At 60.8% G+C, this 19,869-nt stretch carries 16 protein-coding genes, 1 tRNA gene and 1 pseudogene; 15 read left to right on the top strand and 3 right to left on the bottom strand.

All coding sequences use genetic code 11. The features are described 5' to 3' along the window. The first annotated feature begins 92 nt into the window (after positions 1-92). From rpoD to PX653_RS26050, 4 genes are all read left to right on the top strand, one after another. Complete coding sequence (gene rpoD / locus PX653_RS26035) at positions 93-2,279, top strand: RNA polymerase sigma factor RpoD (RefSeq protein WP_277415532.1); 2,187 nt, start codon at positions 93-95, stop codon at positions 2,277-2,279. Between the two features lie 134 nt (positions 2,280-2,413). Further along, positions 2,414-2,492 (top strand) — tRNA-Ile (locus PX653_RS26040). Between the two features lie 477 nt (positions 2,493-2,969). Further along, positions 2,970-4,604, top strand: coding sequence for an Eco57I restriction-modification methylase domain-containing protein (locus PX653_RS26045; protein ID WP_277415533.1), 1,635 nt, complete (start codon positions 2,970-2,972; stop codon positions 4,602-4,604). Positions 4,605-4,702: 98 nt separating this feature from the next. Beyond that, positions 4,703-5,545: a XamI family restriction endonuclease gene (locus PX653_RS26050; RefSeq protein ID WP_277415534.1), complete on the top strand. Its 843-nt coding sequence runs from the start codon at positions 4,703-4,705 to the stop codon at positions 5,543-5,545. Positions 5,546-5,896: 351 nt separating this feature from the next. On the opposite strand, the gene PX653_RS26055 is transcribed toward PX653_RS26050, so the two are convergent. Together PX653_RS26055 and PX653_RS26060 are read right to left on the bottom strand one after the other, a co-directional pair. Next, positions 5,897-7,255: a hypothetical protein gene (locus PX653_RS26055; protein WP_277415535.1), complete on the bottom strand. Its 1,359-nt coding sequence runs from the start codon at positions 7,253-7,255 to the stop codon at positions 5,897-5,899. 247 nt (positions 7,256-7,502) lie between these two features. Then, positions 7,503-7,616: pseudogene (locus PX653_RS26060) on the bottom strand (DeoR family transcriptional regulator); the annotation flags it as partial. Positions 7,617-7,726: 110 nt separating this feature from the next. Between PX653_RS26060 and PX653_RS26065 the strand changes: the two are divergent. The 3 genes from PX653_RS26065 to PX653_RS26075 all read left to right on the top strand — a co-directional run bounded on the left by PX653_RS26065 (position 7,727) and on the right by PX653_RS26075 (position 9,400). Continuing rightward, complete coding sequence (locus tag PX653_RS26065) at positions 7,727-8,143, top strand: hypothetical protein (RefSeq protein WP_277415537.1); 417 nt, start codon at positions 7,727-7,729, stop codon at positions 8,141-8,143. Then, on the top strand, positions 8,136-8,777 hold the full coding sequence (locus PX653_RS26070) for a GAD-like domain-containing protein (protein ID WP_277415538.1): 642 nt from the start codon (positions 8,136-8,138) through the stop codon (positions 8,775-8,777). Before PX653_RS26065 ends, PX653_RS26070 begins: the two co-directional genes overlap by 8 nt. Before the next feature lie 188 nt (positions 8,778-8,965). After that, complete coding sequence (locus tag PX653_RS26075) at positions 8,966-9,400, top strand: DUF4189 domain-containing protein (RefSeq protein WP_277415539.1); 435 nt, start codon at positions 8,966-8,968, stop codon at positions 9,398-9,400. A 36-nt stretch (positions 9,401-9,436) separates the two neighbouring features. Here the strand turns inward: PX653_RS26075 and PX653_RS26080 are convergent, their stop codons facing one another. After that, a complete protein-coding gene (locus PX653_RS26080) occupies positions 9,437-10,198 on the bottom strand; it encodes a DeoR/GlpR family DNA-binding transcription regulator (RefSeq protein WP_277415540.1) in 762 nt (253 codons plus the stop codon). Positions 10,199-10,656: 458 nt separating this feature from the next. Here PX653_RS26080 and glpD point away from each other — a divergent pair, with 458 nt between their 5' ends. The 8 genes from glpD to glpK all read left to right on the top strand — a co-directional run bounded on the left by glpD (position 10,657) and on the right by glpK (position 19,869). After that, entirely contained in the window at positions 10,657-12,219 is a 1,563-nt protein-coding gene (gene glpD, locus PX653_RS26085; RefSeq protein WP_277415541.1) for a glycerol-3-phosphate dehydrogenase, read from the top strand. A 33-nt stretch (positions 12,220-12,252) separates the two neighbouring features. Next, complete coding sequence (locus tag PX653_RS26090) at positions 12,253-13,353, top strand: ABC transporter ATP-binding protein (RefSeq protein WP_277415542.1); 1,101 nt, start codon at positions 12,253-12,255, stop codon at positions 13,351-13,353. After that, entirely contained in the window at positions 13,340-14,437 is a 1,098-nt protein-coding gene (locus tag PX653_RS26095; RefSeq protein ID WP_277415543.1) for an ABC transporter ATP-binding protein, read from the top strand. Before PX653_RS26090 ends, PX653_RS26095 begins: the two co-directional genes overlap by 14 nt. Next, a complete protein-coding gene (locus PX653_RS26100; RefSeq protein ID WP_277415544.1) occupies positions 14,434-15,321 on the top strand; it encodes a carbohydrate ABC transporter permease in 888 nt (295 codons plus the stop codon). Before PX653_RS26095 ends, PX653_RS26100 begins: the two co-directional genes overlap by 4 nt. 55 nt (positions 15,322-15,376) lie before the next feature. After that, the gene (locus PX653_RS26105; protein WP_277418659.1) at positions 15,377-16,201 is read left to right on the top strand and encodes a carbohydrate ABC transporter permease; all 825 of its coding nucleotides are present in this window, start codon (positions 15,377-15,379) and stop codon (positions 16,199-16,201) included. Between the two features lie 2 nt (positions 16,202-16,203). Continuing rightward, on the top strand, positions 16,204-16,488 hold the full coding sequence (locus PX653_RS26110; RefSeq protein ID WP_277415545.1) for a DUF2160 domain-containing protein: 285 nt from the start codon (positions 16,204-16,206) through the stop codon (positions 16,486-16,488). A gap of 115 nt (positions 16,489-16,603) precedes the next feature. Continuing rightward, positions 16,604-18,295, top strand: a complete 1,692-nt coding sequence (locus PX653_RS26115) for an ABC transporter substrate-binding protein (protein WP_371876485.1) — start codon at positions 16,604-16,606, stop codon at positions 18,293-18,295. 68 nt (positions 18,296-18,363) lie between these two features. Beyond that, on the top strand, positions 18,364-19,869 hold the full coding sequence (glpK, locus tag PX653_RS26120; protein WP_277415547.1) for a glycerol kinase GlpK: 1,506 nt from the start codon (positions 18,364-18,366) through the stop codon (positions 19,867-19,869).

Raw genomic sequence — 19,869 nt, forward strand, 5'->3', positions numbered from 1 at the left:
TCGTCCTAATCCGTAAGCAAGTCGTTGTGACATCGAAAGCGCCTGTGCCAGCAAAGAAACCTGAAACCCAAGCGGCTGCAAAGCCCAGCAAAGTGACCGCCCGAGCAGCCAAGACGGCCGACAAGTCCGAAACCAGCACGCCACCCGTGGTGAGCCAGACGACGGACGCGGCCGCATTGGCGGCCATCGACACGTCCGGCTACGTGCTCCCGTCCGTCAAGGTACCGGGACGGCGCGGTCGCAAGCCAAAGGAATTCCAGCCAGAGAACGACGAGGTCGCCGCGCTCAACGCGGTCGAGCGCGCCGAGCTGAAGGCCGTCGACAAGGCCAAGGCCAAGGACCGCAAGGCCAAGGAAAAGGCGCTGCTGAAGGACGCGTTCTCGTCGGACACGGAAGCGACGGAAGAAGAGCTGGAGCGCCGCCGCCAGAAACTGAAGACGCTGATCAAGTTCGGCAAGGAACGCGGCTTCCTCACGTATGCCGAGATCAACGACCATCTGCCCGACAATATCGTCGATCCGGAAGCGATCGAAGGCATCATCGGCACGTTCAACGACATGGGTATCGCCGTCTACGAGCACGCCCCGGATGCCGAGACGCTGCTGCTGTCGGACAATGTCGCCACCGTCACCAGCGACGACGAGGCGGAAGCCGCCGCCGAGGCCGCGCTGTCCACCGTCGACTCCGACTTCGGCCGCACCACGGACCCCGTGCGCATGTACATGCGCGAGATGGGGTCGGTCGAGCTGCTGACGCGCGAAGGCGAAATCGAGATCGCAAAGCGCATCGAAGATGGCCTGAAGGACATGATCCAGGCGATTTCCGCCTGCCCGGTGACGATCGCCGAGATCATCGCCACGTCCGACCGCATCCGTAACGACGAGACCAAGATCGACGAGATCGTGGACGGCCTCGTCGACGAAAACGAAGACCAGCCGGCCGCGGCCGCGCCACCGGCCACGGAAGACGACGAGGACGACGAGGACGAGGAAGAAGAGGAAGAAGCGGAAGAGGAAGAAGCCAGCCCCGCCGGTGCGGCGGCCGGTTACTCGGCCGAGCAGCTGGAAGCGATGAAGAACGCCGCGCTGGCCAAATTCGACGAGATCGCCAACCAGTTCGACCGGATGCGCAAGGCCTACGAGAAGGAAGGCTACAACTCGAAATCGTACATCCGCGCGCAGGAAGCCATCTCGAACGAGCTGCTGGGCATCCGCTTCACGGCAAAAGTCGTCGAAAAGCTGTGCGACACGCTGCGCGGCCAGGTCGATGAGGTGCGCCACATCGAGAAGCAGATCCTGGACGTGGCGGTGAACAAGTGCGGCATGCCGCGCGCCCACTTCATCAAGGTCTTCCCGGGCAACGAAACGAACCTGGAGTGGGTGGACGGCGAAGTGGCCGCCAACCACGCCTACAGCGCGATCCTGGGCCGCAACATCCCGACGATCAAGGAGCTGCAGCAGCGCCTGATCGACCTGCAGGCGCGGGTCGTGCTGCCGCTGCCGGACCTGCGCAACATCAACCGCCAGATGGCGGCTGGCGAGATGAAGGCGCGCAAGGCCAAGCGCGAAATGACGGAAGCCAACTTGCGTCTCGTGATCTCGATCGCCAAGAAATACACGAACCGCGGCCTGCAGTTCCTGGACCTGATCCAGGAGGGAAATATCGGCCTGATGAAGGCCGTGGACAAGTTCGAGTACCGCCGCGGCTACAAGTTCTCCACGTACGCCACGTGGTGGATCCGCCAGGCCATCACGCGCTCGATCGCCGACCAGGCCCGCACGATCCGTATCCCGGTCCACATGATCGAGACGATCAACAAGATGAACCGGATCAGCCGCCAGATCCTGCAGGAAACAGGCGCCGAGCCCGATCCAGCCACCCTGGCGATCAAGATGGAGATGCCAGAGGACAAGATCCGCAAGATCATGAAGATCGCCAAGGAGCCGATCTCGATGGAAACCCCGATCGGCGACGACGACGATTCCCACCTGGGCGACTTCATCGAGGACAACAATACACTGGCCCCATCGGACGCCGCGCTGCACGCCTCGATGCGCGGAGTAGTGAAAGACGTGCTGGACTCGCTGACGCCACGCGAAGCCAAGGTGCTGCGCATGCGCTTCGGCATCGAGATGTCCACCGACCACACGCTGGAAGAAGTGGGCAAGCAGTTCGACGTCACCCGCGAGCGCATCCGCCAGATCGAAGCGAAAGCGCTGCGCAAGCTGCGCCACCCGTCCCGTTCAGACAAGCTGAAGAGCTTCCTGGAAGGGAACTGATCTCTTTGAAGGCCAGTCAGGCGCCGGTTGGGCTTGACTGGAGCGGCCCCAGGCTCTAAGCTGCCGAGTTCGTTGTAGCAGGTCTGGCAACGAACTCGTGCAGCGTATCACCGCACGACCTCCGCACTACCTCAGGGCCTCTAGCTCATGCCTGGTTAGAGCAGCGGACTCATAATCCGTTGGTGCCCGGTTCGACTCCGGGGAGGCCTACCAGTTTCTTCTAGCCAGCCCGAGAATAATTACCCAGCATTATTCCACGCTTGCGTTTGCTTGGTGATCTGATCCTGAGAGCGGGTTCGCGCCAAGAGTCACTTTCATCTTGATATCTGTACGTTTATACAGTAGTCTGATCTTGCCTACTTCGTATTTGTGTAGATTGATTGGACGTACACCGCGGAGTCCTCGCCGATCACTGCCGTGCAGAATGTCAATCATGTGCGGAAATTGTGGAGCCGCTGCTAAGGAGGCAGTGCTTCTTTGGACCTTTTGCGCATAGAAAAATAGTGCTCGTAGGGTTGTCTGAAGGGGGCGCTAGTTTTGATAGCTGCACAGTACATCTTGAAGAGGCAGTGTGACCTGCGTAAGGATGAAAAAAGATGACGGGACGCACTGCTATTGAGGTGGTCGATAACGCGGCGGGCCACACGACAACGGAAGCCTTTGAAGCGTGAAAGAATTTGACAAATAACTATGAAACCCAGACCCAGTGCACGCGGCATCACAACGGTTAATGCCCTTCTTGACCTACCGACTTTGATCTCCGTAGCGACGAGGCTTGTCAATCGGGAAGCATTGTCGGAAGCTGAGGAAGCGATTGCTAATCTACACTCTACGGCGGTGAGCGACGAGCTCGTTGAGGTTGTTCGCGCCGCGATTGTTGACGGCACGGACCCCCTGGGCGCTGCCTATTGCGTCATTCGGTCGCCGCAGCAACGCCGTAGCACAGGACAGACGTTCACTCCTGTCGAGGCAGTGCTTGGTATGTTTACTTGGGCTGAAGCGCAAGGGGAAATCGCACGAATTGTCGACCCTGGGGCAGGAACCGGACGTTATGTGTTACACGGATTGCGCCAAAACCCGCGAGCAATAGGTATTGCGTCTGAAATGGACCCGCTCGTAGCTTTGCTCCTCCGAGCCAATGCCACAGCGCTCGGCTTAGCCGAGCGGCTTGCAATTTTCATCGGTGATTACCGAACGCTCGAGCTTGAACCGATTACGGGTCGGACTCTGTTTATCGGGAATCCACCCTACGTCCGTCACCACGACATCTTGCCTTCATGGAAGGAATGGTACAGCGACAGTCTAAAGGCTCTCGGCCATGCGGCTAGTAAGCTAGCCGGACTCCACCTACACTTTTTTGTCAAAACGTTAGACCTTGCCCGACCCGGGGACTTAGGATGCTTCATCACCGCGGCCGAGTGGCTTGACGTCAACTATGGCCAGTCGATGCGTGACATGTTGACAAATGGACTGGGTGGTAGGGCGATCTTCGTTGTAGCCCCTGAAGTTCCAGTTTTTGGGGACGCTATGGTATCCGCTTGCATTACATGTTTCGAACCCGGTACTACGGAGGAGAACATCGAGTTCAGAACTATTGACAATCTTGAACAGTTACTGGACCTTACGGGCGGACACTTTGCTGACAAGAAAGCGGCGCAAGCTCAACGTACTTGGTCTATCCTGCTCAGAAATCAGGACGTTGTTAGGAATGAAGCATTCGTCGACTTAGGCGAGCTTTTTAAAGTCAGTCGTGGGCAAGTGACTGGGAAAAATAGCGTTTGGGTGGCAAAAGACAACAGGTTTGGTATACCTGCGGAATATTTGATTCCGGCGATCACCGATGCCGCTGACATTATTCACTCGGGCGGACGCATCGCTGATGTTCACGCTCTGCGGCGCGTAATCGCGTTGCCGGCGGTATTGGATGACCTTCCGCGCGAAGAGTACTTGGCAGTACAAGAGTTCCTGAGGTGGGCGCGATCCCAAGACGCTGACAAGGGATGGATTGCACAGCATCGCTCGCCTTGGTGGCGTGTTAATATGTCCAAACCTGCGCCTCAGATCGTAGTCACCTATATGGGGCGCCGTCCACCGGTGTTTGCAGTAAATGCCGCAGGCGCTGGTATCATTAACGTCGCCCATGGCTTGTACGCTAAGGTTGCCTTGCCAGAACAGTCGGTCGAGAAATTGGTCACTTGGCTGAATTCTAACGTGAGTCAAGATTTGGGAAGGGTGTATGCGGGAGGGCTGACGAAGTTTGAGCCATCAGAAGTGGCGCGGTTACGTATTCCTAGCGTAGATCTGCTTAGGGAGGGTTTCGAATAGATGATATCGAGGTTGGAGTGAACAGAGGCAAAGTTTTCACAAGTGATGAAGTCCGGAATGATTGTAACGAGTCTACTCGGCTGTTTCGTCTGAGGCGTATGAGTGAACCAGTGGGTGATTATCTGGCTGAGTACACAAGCGCGCAAGCTGCAGCTGACTACGTTATCGATAAATTACCAAAAATTTTAGCATCGCCAACTGATCGAATTGAACTTGCGACGATCATAAAAAACCCGGCTTTCAACACCGCGCTTCGTTACCTGATGGCGCCTCCGATTTCTAAAGATGATTTAGATACGGTAATGTGTAGAAGCGTTACCGGTACGGCCATCCGTAATGACCAGGATTTTGCGGATGAGCTGGTAGCGTTGCTTCGCCAGACGATAGATCCTAAGCGGTTCCCATGGTTGTCAAATGATGCTCCTCCGACAGACGCAGAGCTAAACATTGCTAAAATTTCTTCAGCGGTGGTTGCTACTTGTCAGCGGGTGCAAACAAAGCGCAGAGGTGATGAGAAGGCTGAGCTTGAGGGAGCAGTGGTACGCCTGTTGGACGCTTTGGGATTTGTTCGTATTCCAACGCCGCGAGGTTCAATAAAGCACGCCGAAGACCTTCCCAAAGCTGGAGAGTATATGGTCGGTGCCACCTTGGGAAATGATAATGGTGACTGTATTATCGGGTTATATGACCGCCGACGATTGGCTCTAGAGTGTAAGAGCTCAAATTCGGAGATAAATAGCCGTAAACGTCTCAATAAGGAAGTAATTAAAGATGCAAAGAACTGGAGTGCACAGTTCGGCGCGCAAGTGCTGACTGCGGCTGCTTTGCGGGGTGTGTTCAAGCCCGAGTATGTTCTAGATGCACAAAATACGCCCATCATGATCGTCTGGGAGCATCGCTTAGACGATCTCGAAGCTTTTATCGAGTCTACCAAGCTATAAGGCCCCCGTTGTTGACCTCTTCCGGAGCCGAGAACTATCAGTGCGCCGACAGCGCTGCTGCTCCGATCAATGCGTCTCCGTCCCGCTCTCCCTCCTTTCCGTCAATAATGCCAGATCATTGCAGCAGAGCCCGCCGGCGGTAGCTTGATATTGCGCGAAACACTGTTCCGTGTATCTGGAAAAGGAGTGTCTGTGCTGAGATCCAGGGTTTTCGTTGGAATGTACAAGACAAGGGCTGCGGTAGGCTGACAAATGCCTTACTTGAAATGTGCCTACGGCGTGACGATAGCGATCAACTTAAAAAAATCCCCCAGGCTTGGAGGATTTTTTTGTTGCGCTATTGTGGCAGGGCTAAGCTGATTGTCGCTCTAATTGCGTTTCAAATGCGTCATAGATAAGGTCGTAAGAGCCTTCGTTTTTGCCTACTTTCTGAGGGTCAAAGCGGAATGCATCCAGCACTGGCCTATACTTACGCACGATCACAGCAAGGTGCTCATCCAGAAATTTCATCGGCTCAGTCGCCCATGCGACAGTACCGTTGTCCTCAACCTGGATCAACGCCTTGAGGCCATACACCAGGGGCATGATAAGACCGTCGGGATAGCTATAATCAACATTCCGTTCCGTGAAGTAAGTCGTGGGTTGGGTGCGCATGTTGGCAGCGACCTTTACCACGTTGATGTTCCCGAACTTACCGCCATTTGCCTTATACGCCTCAGGAAAATCCTTGTAGATCTTGTCATACAACGTTGGTAACATGCCAGCCAGCTTCAAGGCGCTCATCACTTGCTTATTATGCACTTTTCGCGTGTACTCGCCATCGGTTGCGCGGGAGACGTCATCGCGGCTCATAAAATCGTCGAACAACTTCGCACATTCGCCTTTGTTGCGATAAATGTTCTGCGGAAGGATTTTCGGCATATCGTCGAGGTCCAGCTTTGATAGTGGAATCCACGAAAGAGCGATTAGATCCCGAACTTTCACATCGCCGCCATCATTGCTTTTCCATTCCACTCGTTCTTCTATCTCCATCGGAAGAGCCGAACGAAGCACCTCGTAAAAGCCCTTTTTTCCTGCTTTCGTTTCCAGGGTTAGCTGGACGTTGTTATTGCGGGCTGAACAGATGGATAGCAAAGAACTATTAAACGCGTCTGTGGATTCGTCATCCTCAAGGTTCGAAGGTACCAGCACTTCAAGCGGGATGAGGAAGTCCAGTGCGCTGGAGTCATAGTCATCATCGCTAGCCTTTCTCGCTCGCAAATCCTCGACCTCATCACGGTGTTCTTCCCAGAATTCCTTGAAGTCCGCCCATGTACGCACCTTCCGCTTGATTGCGTTATCGCCAAGGGCGTGCACGAGTATATGCGTACCTAGTGCTAGAGTGTTGTGGCCACCGTCTAAGATGCCTTCGATCTTTGTGTTTTCGAAAGTCAAACGGTAGCGATTGCGTTGCAGCTTTTCATAAGAGCTAGCACCCACCAGAATGCCTTTGGTTTTGAATACAAATGTGTCGGGCGTCTCGGTAATGCTTTCCAAGATACTCTCTGTGACCGGACCGGCCTTTGCAGAGCGCGGATTCGCTTCTAGGTCGGCAGAGTCAATTAGGCTGAAAAGCTCTCGGGCGCGTGTAAAGCCAATGATTCGGCGCACGGGCCCAGCAGTTTGCTCCGCTACGGTTTCGAAGCGGACAATAACGGTGTTGGGATTCATTTCCGGATTCCTATGTAGGGAGGATCCAGCTCTAGACCGGGGGCATTACGCAAGGCGTAGATTACTAATCACCACGTCACCGTCCGGTGACTCACGTTCCAGAACCATCTCCAGGTTCGATTCCGCCCGCTATCCAGTAGGCTAGATTATTAAAGCAGATGCCTCGCGCGTTGTCAAGGATGAGTTCGCTGAAGTACCAATGTGTCGAGTTGGCTCCCCGCTACGCTGCCGGAAGGCCTGCACGTGGAGGGATGCTGACGCCGCCGTGATAGCGCGCCAGCAGGCGCTCGTCTTCCAATTCGCGGATGTCGGGCGGGATCGTTTGCGTAGTCACACTCCGGTGCGCAACAAGTTTATGCATCAGCCTTCCCTCGTTGCCGCTGGCAACCTATCGAGCACAGCGGTGGCAGCTCGCCATACCAAGTTGCCAGAGTATAATTTTTCCCATCTGACATAAACCTAGAGCATGGGATGAACATTGGCTTTGATGACATTTGGAGGATTTGGAGCGCGCTTCGACGCAAAGAAGATGAGCTGAAATGGGGTGGGTATTTGCCTGGTTCCACTACGCGGCAGTATGACAGCATGGGTCGCCCTGCAATCGCGTCATCACCGCTCACTAGCGGTTGGATGGATGCCCAGCTCGGCCGTGTTGAAAGGGTGCGCGCAGCGCTGACAAAGTCGGGGCCGCTGGCCGGTAAGATAATCATCCAAACGTATTCGGGCATCAACATCTCGACTATTGTGGGCATTTTAGTTTCGGCGTGTCAGGACTTCGCTCTTTGCTATGGCGGATCGGGCCGCAAAGGACGTCCTGGGCTACGCAAGTGGTGCGGTAAAGATGAATGCAAGACTGAAGCGCTGTTAATGGGGAATACAAATGGATGAGAATTTTTCTTATTTTCTCGAACAGATGGGGCCGGCGATCGATGTGAACAATGTTCCGCCATCGACAATTGAACGTTACCGCGGGAAGCTACCAAACCAGCTGCTCACCTACTGGGAGGAGCACGGCTGGAGCGGATATGCCGATGGATTGTTCTGGACCGTTAATCCTCAGGAATACGAGCCAGTGCTGGAGGCATGGATCGGCGATTCACCTTTCATGGAGCAGGACGCGTATCACATCATTGGCCGGACAGCGTTTGGTGGACTATATTTTTGGGGCGAAAACACCGGTAACAGCTTGCAAGTTCTTCCTTGGGATGCTCTGGCGTTCCCGTCGGCAGGGGCCGCACCTTACATTGCGGCTGGACGCGGCGAGGAGGCCATGAGCTGGTTCTTCAGTACGCTGGAGCGCGCTGACTTCGAGCTGGAGGACGATAACCAGCGTCCGCTGTTTACCCCGGCGCTAAGGAAATTAGGTCGTCTGAAGCGGGGTGAGATGTACGGCTTCGTACCTGCCCTCGCTCTGGGGGGCACCGCGACGATCGATCATTTGCAAAAAGTCCAAGCAGTCGAGCACCTTGTGATTCTCGCTCAGCTTGCACCCTTGCGGGTGATGCAGTCACCTTTTGGTTGAGAGCAACGACGTCGCCCAGCATGAGTACGCAGGACAAGGTGAACGGGACCTGTTCTCTACAGTAACGGGTTCAGCCGCCAAATCATGTGGCCAAGCTTCTACGTCAGCCTTCTCGCGGCCCTGTCGATGCGGCCGACGCAGTCTCATCTATAATAGGATAATTATATTTTTATTAACGTGAGGACAGCGTGAAGAAAATAGCACTGGCGTTACTTTCGTTCCTAAGCATGCATCAGTCGGCTTATGCAGCCGACTCGCACGGCGCACTGGCCGTCGATCGCGCAGACAAGTTCCAATATGGCTTCGCATACGATTACGACCGGCCAGACGAGGCGCGCGACCGGGCGTTGGACGAGTGCGGGAAGCGCAGCCAGGACTGCGCTGTCGTGCTGGAATTCTCCGGCAAGGGCTGCGTTGCCTATGCCACCGTGCCCGCCGAGCAAGGTGACGCTTTTGGCTGGGGCACCGGCAGGACGAAAGCGCAGGCGAAACAACAGGCGCGGGAAGCGTGCGAGAAGGAGAGCGCGGGGCAAGCCTGCTCGCACAATGTGTGGGCCTGCAATGGCAAGGGATCGAGGCGGATTCGCGTCGAGCTCGACCCGGCTTTGCAACAGGCTTCCTGAGCACACCCGCTTGCCATCGGGCGCAGGCCGTCGCCCCTAGTCGGGCGCGGCCACCACCACCTCTACCCCAGCCTTCTCAAAAGCCTCCGCAGCCTCCGCCGGCACCGGCAAATCCGTAAAGAACTTGTCCACCTGCGCAATGCTCCCCAACCGCACCAAGGCATGCCGCCCGAACTTGGTGTGATCCGCCACCAGCCATACCTGCCGTGACTGTTCCATGATCGCCTGCGTCACGCGCACCTCGCGATAATCGTAATCGAGCAAGGTGCCGTCGTTTTCGATGCCGGAGATGCCGATGATGCCGATATCGACCTTGAACTGGCGCATGAAGTCGATCGTGGCTTCGCCGACGATGCCGCGGTCGCGCTTGCGGACGACACCGCCGGCGACGATCACTTCGGCGTCGTCGCAATTGGACAGGATCGACGCCACGTTCAGGTTGTTCGTCACCACCCGCAGGCCGCGGTGGCGCAGCAGCGCCTTCGAGACTTCTTCCGTTGTCGTGCCGATATTGATGATCAGCGAGCGGTCGTTCTCCACCTGCGCCGCTGCCAGTTCGCCGATGCGGCGCTTGGCGTCGCTGTCCATCACGCGGCGCTGGTCGTAGTCGATGTTTTCCACCGTGGACGGGATGCTGACGCCGCCGTGATAGCGCGCCAGCAGGCGCTCGTCTTCCAGTTCGCGGATGTCGCGCCGGATCGTTTGCGTCGTCACGCTCAGGATGCGGGCCAGTTCTTCTACGGAGGTGTCGCCGTGCTGGCGGATGTGGTCGAGCAGTCTGCGGTGGCGTGGAGTCATGGGGACCTGGACAAGGTGGAAGACAGCGGCGAGCGCGTGAAGCGGCTCATTATAGTTCACCTTCTGCTGTCATTTTGACAAATGAACACGCCGAACGTGACAGAAGCCCCGGGTCAGCGGCATTTTCACAACAAACGAACATCCGTACGGCTGAGCGCGAACAAAAACGAACGAAATCGCAAAAATCTTGTTGTTCGCAATGTGGAAATATGTACAATGAATTCCTGCGTTCCCCATCAAGGGGTGCGCAGAACAGGAAGCAGAAACACTGGCGTCAGGCACCTGACTCAGGGTCGGAGACTCTGACCCAGGTGCCCCGGGGCCGAGGGTCCAAGCGCCAACAACAACACCGACCGGAGACTGGATATGAACAAAAACGACCATATTCGCGCCAAGTGCCGCAGCAATCCCGTCGGTTCGCGCGTCACCGCGGCCCTGGTATGCCGTCCGGAGCTGTGATGGCGCTGTCTCCCGGCGGCCGCATCGACTGCGACCTGCTCGTCGTCGGCGGCGGCATCAATGGTGTCGGCATCGCCCGTGATGCCGTAGGGCGCGGCCTGCGCGTCGTCCTGTGCGAGCAGCACGACCTGGCGCAGCACACGTCGTCCGCCAGCACCAAGCTGATTCACGGCGGCCTGCGCTACCTGGAGTACCGCGAATTCAAGCTGGTGCGCAAAGCGCTGCAGGAGCGCGAGGTCCTGCTGCGCAATGCGCCGCACATCATGTGGCCGCTGCGCTTCGTCATGCCGCACGATGCGGCGCAGCGCCCCGCGTGGATGATCCGCGCCGGCCTGTTCCTGTACGATCACCTGGCCAAGCGCGAGTTCCTGCCCGGTTCCGAAGGCATCGTGCTGGCCGATCACGTCGCGGGCGAGCCGCTGAAAGGCAGCTTCCGCAAGGGCTTCGTGTATTCGGACGGCTGGGTCGACGATGCCCGCCTCGTCGTGCTGAACGCCCTCGATGCCAGCGAGCGCGGTGCCACCATCCTCACGCGCACGCCATGCAAGTCGGTGCGGCGCGAGGGCGACGGCTGGCGCGCCACGCTGGAGAGCGCCGAGCAAGGCCGCATCGACGTGCGCGCGCGCGCCGTCGTCAACGCGGCCGGGCCGTGGACGGGGCAGTTCGCCGCGTCCGCGTTGAGCGCCGGGCGGGCCTATGGCCTGCGTCTGATCAAGGGCAGCCACATCATCGTGCCGCGGCTGTTCGAGCACGAGTACGCGTACATCTTCCAGAATCCGGACAAGCGCATCATCTTCGCCATTCCGTACCAGGAAGAGTTCACGCTGATCGGCACCACCGACCTCGAATACACGGGCGAACCCGGGCACGTCAAGATCAGCCCCGAGGAGATCGACTACCTGTGCGAGATGGCGAACCGCTATTTCAACCGGCAGATCGGGCCGCAGGACGTCGTCGGTACCTACTCCGGCGTGCGCCCGCTCCTGGACGACAACTCCAGCCAGGCTTCCGCCATCACGCGCGACTACCTGCTCGAATGCCCGGACGACCTGCCGCCGTTCCTGAATATCTGGGGCGGCAAGATCACTACGTACCGCAAGCTGTCCGAGGAAGCCGTGGCCATCCTGCAGGGCCGCCTCGGTTCTTCCGCGCCGGAGTGGACGGCCGATGCGCCGCTGCCGGGCGGCGACCTGCAGTTGCCGAACATGTTCATCGTGCGCTATAACTTCGCCGGCTTCCTGCGCCGCTTCCGCAATCGCCATCCGTGGCTGCCCGCCAAACTGGCGCAGCGTTACGCGCGCAATTACGGCAGCCGCGCCGAGCGCATGCTGCACGATGCGGTGGGGCTGGACGACATGGGAATCGAGCTGGCACCTGGTGTCTACAGCCGCGAAGTGCGTTATCTCATGCAGGTAGAATGGGCCCGCACGGCCGAGGACGTGCTGTGGCGCCGCACCAAGTGCGGCCTGCACAGCAAACCTGAGGACGTGGCGCGGCTGCAGGAGTGGATGGACCAGCAGCTGGGGCATCGGGACGAAGCCCGCGCTGTGAATCACCAATAAAACAAGCAACAGCAATAACAACAGGAGACCGCAGTGAAACTGCAGCTGAAGGAAATCAGCTTGCGGGTCGGCGCCGAGACGCATCTGTATCCGCTGGACCTGGAACTGGTCCCGGGAACGATCAACGTCCTGCTCGGGCCCACGCAAGCAGGCAAGACCACGCTGATGCGCGTCATCGCGGGGCTCGACCGCCCCAGCACCGGCCGCATCCTCGTCGATGGCCAGGACGTCACCGGTGTCAGCGTGCGTGAGCGCAAGCTGGCGATGGTGTACCAGCAGTTCGTCAACTACCCCGCGATGACGGTGTTCGACAATATCGCCGCGCCGCTGCGCCTGCAGCGCCGCCCGGCCGCCGAAGTGCGGCAGCGGGTGACGGAGATGGCCGAGAAGCTGCACATCGCCCACCTGCTGCAACGCCTGCCGGGCGCGCTGTCCGGCGGCCAGCAGCAGCGCTGCGCGCTGGCCCGCGCGCTCGTAAAAAAGGCGCCGCTGGTGCTGCTGGACGAGCCCCTCGTCAACCTCGATTACAAGCTGCGCGAAGAACTGCGCGCGGAGCTGGCGTCGCTGTTTGCCGATGGCGCCACCACCGTCGTGTATGCGACCACCGAACCGCAGGAAGCGCTGCTGCTGGGCGGCCAGACGGTCGTCATGGACGCCGGTCGCATCCTGCAGACGGGTCCCACCTTGGACACCTACAGCAAGCCGATCTCGATCCGCTCCGCCGCCATCTTCAACGATCCGCCCATGAACGTGCTGGATGGCCGCATGGAAGACGGCCACACGGTGCGGCTCGATGCCGGCCCGGTGCTGCGCATCGCCGGCGCCCCGCTGGCGCTGGGCCAGGGCCAGCCGTGCAAGGTCGGCATCCGCTGCCATCACGTGGCGCTGGCGCCCGGCGCGGCGCAGGTCAACCGGATGGACTGCACCGTCGACCTGTCCGAGTTGAGCGGCTCGGAAACCTATGTCCACCTGCGCCTGGGCGGCAGCGGCCTGGTGGCCCAGGTGCCGGGCGTGCATTCCGTCGCCATCGAATCCAGGGTGCAGGCCTGGGTCGATCCGCGCGAACTGTTCATTTTCGACGCGGACGGCGCGCTGCTGCGTTCACCGGGGGAGGCCAGCCATGGCGCGCATTGAATTCCGTAACCTGGGCCATGCCTATGGCAAGAACCCGCAGCAGCCATCCGACTTCGCGCTGCAGCCGATGAACATGGTGTGGGAAGACGGCGGCGCCTATGCACTGCTGGGGCCTTCCGGCTGCGGCAAGTCGACGCTCCTGAACATCATCTCGGGCCTCCTGGTGCCGTCGCACGGCCAGGTCCTGTTCGACGGCAAGGACATGACGGACACGCCCACGCGCGGCCGCAATATCGCACAGGTGTTCCAGTTCCCCGTGCTGTACGACACGATGACGGTGTACGACAACCTGGCTTTCCCGCTGCGCAACCGCAAGGTGCCGGAGGCGGAAGTCCACAAGCGCGTGCACGAAGTGGCGGAGATCCTCGGCATGAAGGATGCGCTGAAGGTGCGCGCCAGCGGCATGTCGGCCGATGCCAAGCAGAAGATCTCGCTGGGCCGTGGCCTGGTGCGCAAGGACGTGTCGGCGATCCTGTTCGACGAGCCGCTGACCGTCATCGATCCGCACCTGAAATGGCAGCTGCGCCGCCAGTTGAAGCAGATCCACCAGCAGTTGAAGCTCACCCTGATCTACGTGACGCACGACCAGGTCGAGGCACTGACGTTTGCCGACGAGGTGGTCGTCATGACGGACGGGAAGATCGTCCAGAAGGGCGCGCCCGACGCGCTGTTCGAGCGGCCCGACCACACGTTCGTCGGCTACTTCATCGGCAGCCCCGGCATGAACTTCTACCCGGTCCGGGTGGACGCGCAGGACACGGCCGGCATCTACATCGGCAACGACCGCCTGGCGCTGGACCCGGCCCGCGTGGCGCAGCTGAAGCGCACGCAGGGCACGCTGTCGATGGGCATCCGGCCCGAGTTCGTCGCCCTCGCGCCGGAAGGCGCCGAAGGCGCACTGGAAGCGGAAATCCGCCACGTGCAGCACCTGGGCACCTGCCAGCTGGTGACGGGCACGGTGGCCGGCCATCCGCTCAAGGGCAAGCTCGATACGGCGGTGCCCGTGCAGGCGGGGCGCCACTGGCTGCACCTGGCGCGGCCGCAAACCATCTTCTTCTGCAACGACGAAAGGATCGCGCAGTGAACAAGCCCTATAACAACAAGGCCTGGTTCTTCATCCTGCCCGTGTTCCTGTGTGTCGCGTTCTCCGCGATCCTGCCGTTGATGACGGTGGTGAACTACTCGGTGCAGGATATTCTCGGCCCCGGTCAATCCGTCTTTGTCGGCCTCGAATGGTTCCGCGAAATCATGCGCGACCCGGAACTGCATGGCGCGCTGGCCCGCCAGATGATCTATTCGCTGTGCGTGCTGCTGGTGCAGATCCCGCTGGGGATCGCGCTGGCGCTGGCGATGCCGTCGAAAGGCTGGAAGTCGTCTCTGTCGCTGGTCGTGCTGTCGATGCCCCTGCTGATCCCGTGGAACGTGGTCGGCACGATCTGGCAGATTTTCGGCCGCGCCGACATCGGCCTGGGCGGCCATGGCCTGCAACTGCTGGGCATCGACTACAACTACACGTCGCACACGCTGGATGCGTGGCTGACGGTGCTGCTGATGGACGTGTGGCACTGGACGCCGCTGGTGGCGCTGCTGGCCTTTGCCGGCCTGCGCTCGATCCCGGACGCCTATTACCAGGCGGCGCAGATCGACGGCGCCAGCCGCTGGGCCGTGTTCCGCCACATCCAGCTGCCGAAGATGCGCGGCGTGCTGATGATCGCCGTGCTGCTGCGCTTCATGGACAGCTTCATGATCTACACGGAGCCGTTCGTGCTGACGGGCGGCGGGCCGGGCAACTCGACGACGTTCCTCAGCCAGTACCTGACGCAGAAGGCGGTCGGCCAGTTCGACCTGGGCCCGGCGGCGGCGTTCTCGCTGATCTACTTCCTCATCATCCTGCTGTTCAGCTTCGTGCTGTACAACTGGATGCAGAAGGCCGGCAACAGCACCAACGTGGAGACCGACCATGCCTAGAGACCTGCAGGCCGGCGCGACCCCGGCCGATTCAACGATCCAGCGGAGTACCCCGATGAGCCAGGCTTTCGTCAAGAACAACCGCATTCCCCGCGCCGTCATGATGGTGCTGTACGTGGCCTTCACGCTGGTGCCACTGTACTGGATGCTCAACACGTCCCTGAAGACCAACGAGGAGACGCTGTCGGTCTTCACCTTGTGGCCGCAGAACCTCACGTGGGACAACTACCGGACGATATTCACCGACCCGTCCTGGTATGGTGGCTACATCAACTCGATGATCTACGTGGCGATGAACACCACGTTCTCGCTGCTGGTGGCATTGCCCGCGGCGTATGGCTTCTCGCGCTACCGCTTCCTGGGCGACAAGCACATGTTCTTCTGGCTGCTGACGAACCGCATGACGCCGCCGGCCGTGTTCCTGCTGCCGTTCTTCCAGCTGTATTCGACGGTCGGCCTGATGGACACGCACATCGCCGTGGCGCTGGCGCACATGCTGTTCAACGTGCCGCTGGCCGTGTGGATCCTGGAGGGCTTCATGTCCGGCATCTCGCGCGAGATCGACGAGACGGCGTACATCGACGGCTACTCGTTCCCGCGCTTCTTCCTGCAGATCTTCCTGCCGCTGATCAAGGCCGGGGTGGGCGTCACCGCCTTCTTCTGCTTCATGTTCAGCTGGGTGGAACTGCTGCTGGCGCGCACGCTGACGTCCGTCGACGCCAAGCCGATCAGCGCCATCATGACGCGCACCGTGTCGGCCGCCGGCATGGACTGGGGCGTGCTGGCCGCCGCCGGCGTGCTGACCCTGGTGCCGGGCATGCTGGTGATCTGGTTCGTGCGCAATCATATTGCCAAGGGCTTCGCGATGGGGAGGGTGTGACAATGGAATGGTCATTTGCATGGATGGCATGGACGGCCCCGGTGGCCATCTTCTTCGGCTGCATCGTCCTGATGCTGGCGGGGATGACGCTGCTGGAACTGCGCTGGCCCACGGTCGAACGCAAGGGCTTCCTGCCGATGCGCACGACGCGGGGCGACCGCCTGTTCATCGGGCTGCTGGCCGCGGCATACATCAACCTGGCATGGGTGGGGTTCACCGACATGAGCCAGTGGATCGGCACGGCGTTGGGATTTGCCGCGCTGGCCCTTATCATGGCGAAGGCTTGAAGTGGAAGAAGTGCCCGGGCTTCCGGGAAGGCGACAACAATAACGTGGAGAAGACATGACTCAAACCAAGCAAGCGGTGTTCAAACCGGGCGCCATCGCGATCGCCGTCGCCATCATGGCGATGAGCGGCCAGGCCATTGCCGACAGCAAGTCGGCCGAGAAGTGGATCGACAGCGAATTCAAGCCCAGTACCCTGAGCCGCGCGCAGCAGCTCGAGGAGATGAACTGGTTCATCGGCGCCGCCGCGAAACTGAAGGCCAAGGGCGTCAAGGAAATCCACGTGGTGTCGGAGTCGCTCGACACGCACGTCTACGAATCGAAGGTGCTGGCCAAGGCGTTCGAGGAGATCACGGGCATCAAGGTGGTGCACGACGTGATCCAGGAGGGCGACCTGGTCGAGAAGATGCAGACGTCCATGCAGTCCGGTAAATCGATCTACGACGGCTGGGTCAACGACTCCGACCTGATCGGCACGCACTACCGCTATGGCCAGACCGTCGTGCTGTCGGACTACATGGCCGGCCCCGGCAAGGAATTCACCAACCCCGGCCTGGACCTGAAGGACTTCATCGGCACCAGCTTCACGACCGCGCCGGACGGCAAGCTGTACCAGCTGCCCGACCAGCAGTTCGCCAACCTGTACTGGTTCCGTGCCGACTGGTTCGCGCGCAAGGACCTGCAGGCCAAGTTCAAGGCCAAGTACGGCTACGACCTGGGCGTGCCGCAGAACTGGTCGGCGTATGAAGACATCGCCAGCTTCTTCACCAACGACGTCAAGGAGCTCGATGGCAAGAAGGTGTTCGGCCATATGGACTACGGCAAGAAGGACCCGTCGCTGGGCTGGCGCTTCACCGATGCGTGGCTGTCGATGGCCGGTGCCGCCGACAAGGGCCTGCCGAACGGCCTGCCGGTCGACGAATGGGGCATCCGCGTGGCGGCCGACAAGTGCACGCCGGTCGGCGCCTCGGTGGCGCGCGGCGGTGCGACCAATTCGCCGGCAGCGGTCTACGCGCTGACCAAGTACCTGGACTGGATGAAGAAATACGCGCCGCCGCAGGCGCTGGGCATGACGTTCTCCGAATCCGGACCGGTGCCGTCGCAGGGCCATATCGCCCAGCAGATCTTCTGGTACACGGGCTTCACGGCCAGCATGACGAAAGCCGGCCTGCCGGTGGTGAACAGCGACGGCACGCCGAAGTGGCGCATGGCGCCCGGTCCGCACGGCCCTTACTGGAAGGACGGCATGCAGAACGGCTACCAGGACGTGGGCTCGTGGACCTACCTGAAGAGCACCCCGCCGGACCGCCTGGCCGCCGCCTGGCTGTACGGCCAGTTCGTCACGTCGAAATCCGTGTCGCTGAAGAAGTCGATCGTCGGCCTGACGTTCATCCGCGATTCGGACATCCGCTCCAAGGCGATGACGGACATGGCGCCGAAGCTGGGCGGCCTGGTCGAGTTCTACCGCAGCCCGGCCCGGGTGGCATGGACGCCGACGGGCAACAACGTGCCGGACTATCCGAAACTGGCGCAGCTGTGGTGGAAAAACGTGTCCACCGCGATCTCCGGCGAGAAAACGCCGCAGGGTGCGATGGACAACCTGGCCGACGAGATGGACAAGATCCTCGGCCGCCTGCAGCGTGTCGGCATGGCCAAGTGCGCGCCGAAGCTGAACGACAAGAAGGACCCGGCGACGATGTTGACCAACAACGCCGCGCCTTGGGCCAAGGTCGCCAACGAGAAGCCAAAGGGTGAGACGATCCCTTACGACCAGCTGTTGAAGGCCTGGCAGGCCGGCAAGGTGCGCTGACGTCATCCCCGCGCGGCGGCAACCGCCGCCGCGCGAACGATCATTTCTATTTTTCGGCAGGATCACTCATGGCCTATTTGCTGGCCCTCGACCAGGGCACCTCGAGCTCGCGCAGCATCGTGTTCCGCGACGGCGCTGTCGTCGCCACGGCCCAACAGGAATTCCCCCAACTCTTCCCGCAGCCCGGCTGGGTCGAACACGACCCGGACGAGCTGTGGCGCAGCCAGCTTGCCACGGCCCGCGAGGTGCTGGCCAAGGCGGGCCTGAAAGCAAGCGACATCGCCGCGCTGGGCATCACCAACCAGCGCGAGACCACGGTAGTGTGGGAACGCGCCACGGGCCGCCCCATCTTCAACGCCATCGTCTGGCAGGACCGGCGCACCGAGGCGCTGTGCCAGCAACTGCGCACGGACGGCCTGGCGGAGGCGATCCGCGCCAAGACGGGCCTCGTGCTGGACCCGTATTTTTCGGCGACCAAGCTGAAATGGATCCTCGATAACGTCGACGGCGCGCGTGCCCGCGCCGAGCGCGGCGAACTGGCCTTCGGCACCGTCGATTCCTGGCTCGCCTGGAACCTGACGGGCGGGCGCGAACACGTGACGGACGTCAGCAATGCGGCCCGCACGATGCTGTGGAATATCCACGAGCGCTGCTGGGATGCGGAGCTGCTGGCATGGCTCGACATTCCCGCCGAACTGCTGCCGCAGGTGCATCCCTCAAGTCACCTGTTCGGCATGACGGATGCGCAGTGGCTGGGCCGCGAAGTGTGCATCGGCGGCATCGCCGGCGACCAGCAGGCCGCGCTGTTCGGCCAGGCCTGCTTCCAGCCCGGCATGGCCAAGAACACCTACGGCACCGGGTGCTTCATGCTGCTCAATACGGGCGGCGAATGCGCCGCGTCCAACAATGGCCTGATCAGCACTGCCGCCTGCGAGGCGCAGGGCCGGCACCAGTACGCGCTGGAAGGCAGCGTCTTCATCGGCGGCGCCGTGGTGCAGTGGCTGCGCGACGGCCTGAAAGCCATCAAGTCCGCTTCCGAGATCGAGGCGCTGGCCGCTTCCGTGCCCGATGCGGGCGGCGTGGTATTCGTGCCGTCCTTCACGGGACTGGGCGCGCCCTACTGGGTCCCTTCCGCCAAGGGCGCGATGTTCGGGCTGTCGCGCGGCACTACGGTCGCGCACATCGCCCGTGCGGCCCTGGAGTCGATCGCGTTCCAGAGCGCGGCGCTGCTGCAGGCCATGCAGCGCGATGCCGCCGCGCCCATCACCGAGCTGCGCGTGGACGGTGGCGCCTGCGCCAATTCGCTGCTGCTGCAGTTCCAGGCCGACCTGCTGGGCATTCCCGTCGTGCGCCCGGTGGTGACGGAAACCACGGCGCTGGGCGCCGCCAGCCTGGCGGGCCTGGCCGCCGGCGTCTACCGCGGCACGGACGACCTGGCCGCGCAGTGGCGCGTGGACCGGGTGTTCGAACCGGCCACCGACCGCGCCGAAGCGCTGCGCCGCGTGCAGGGCTGGGAGCACGCCGTGACCCAGTTGCGCTCGGGATGTGCCGAGCCGGCCGCGTTCGTGGCGTAA

Origin of the sequence: Pseudoduganella chitinolytica (assembly GCF_029028125.1) — a bacterium.
GTDB lineage: Bacteria > Pseudomonadota > Gammaproteobacteria > Burkholderiales > Burkholderiaceae_D > Rugamonas > Rugamonas chitinolytica.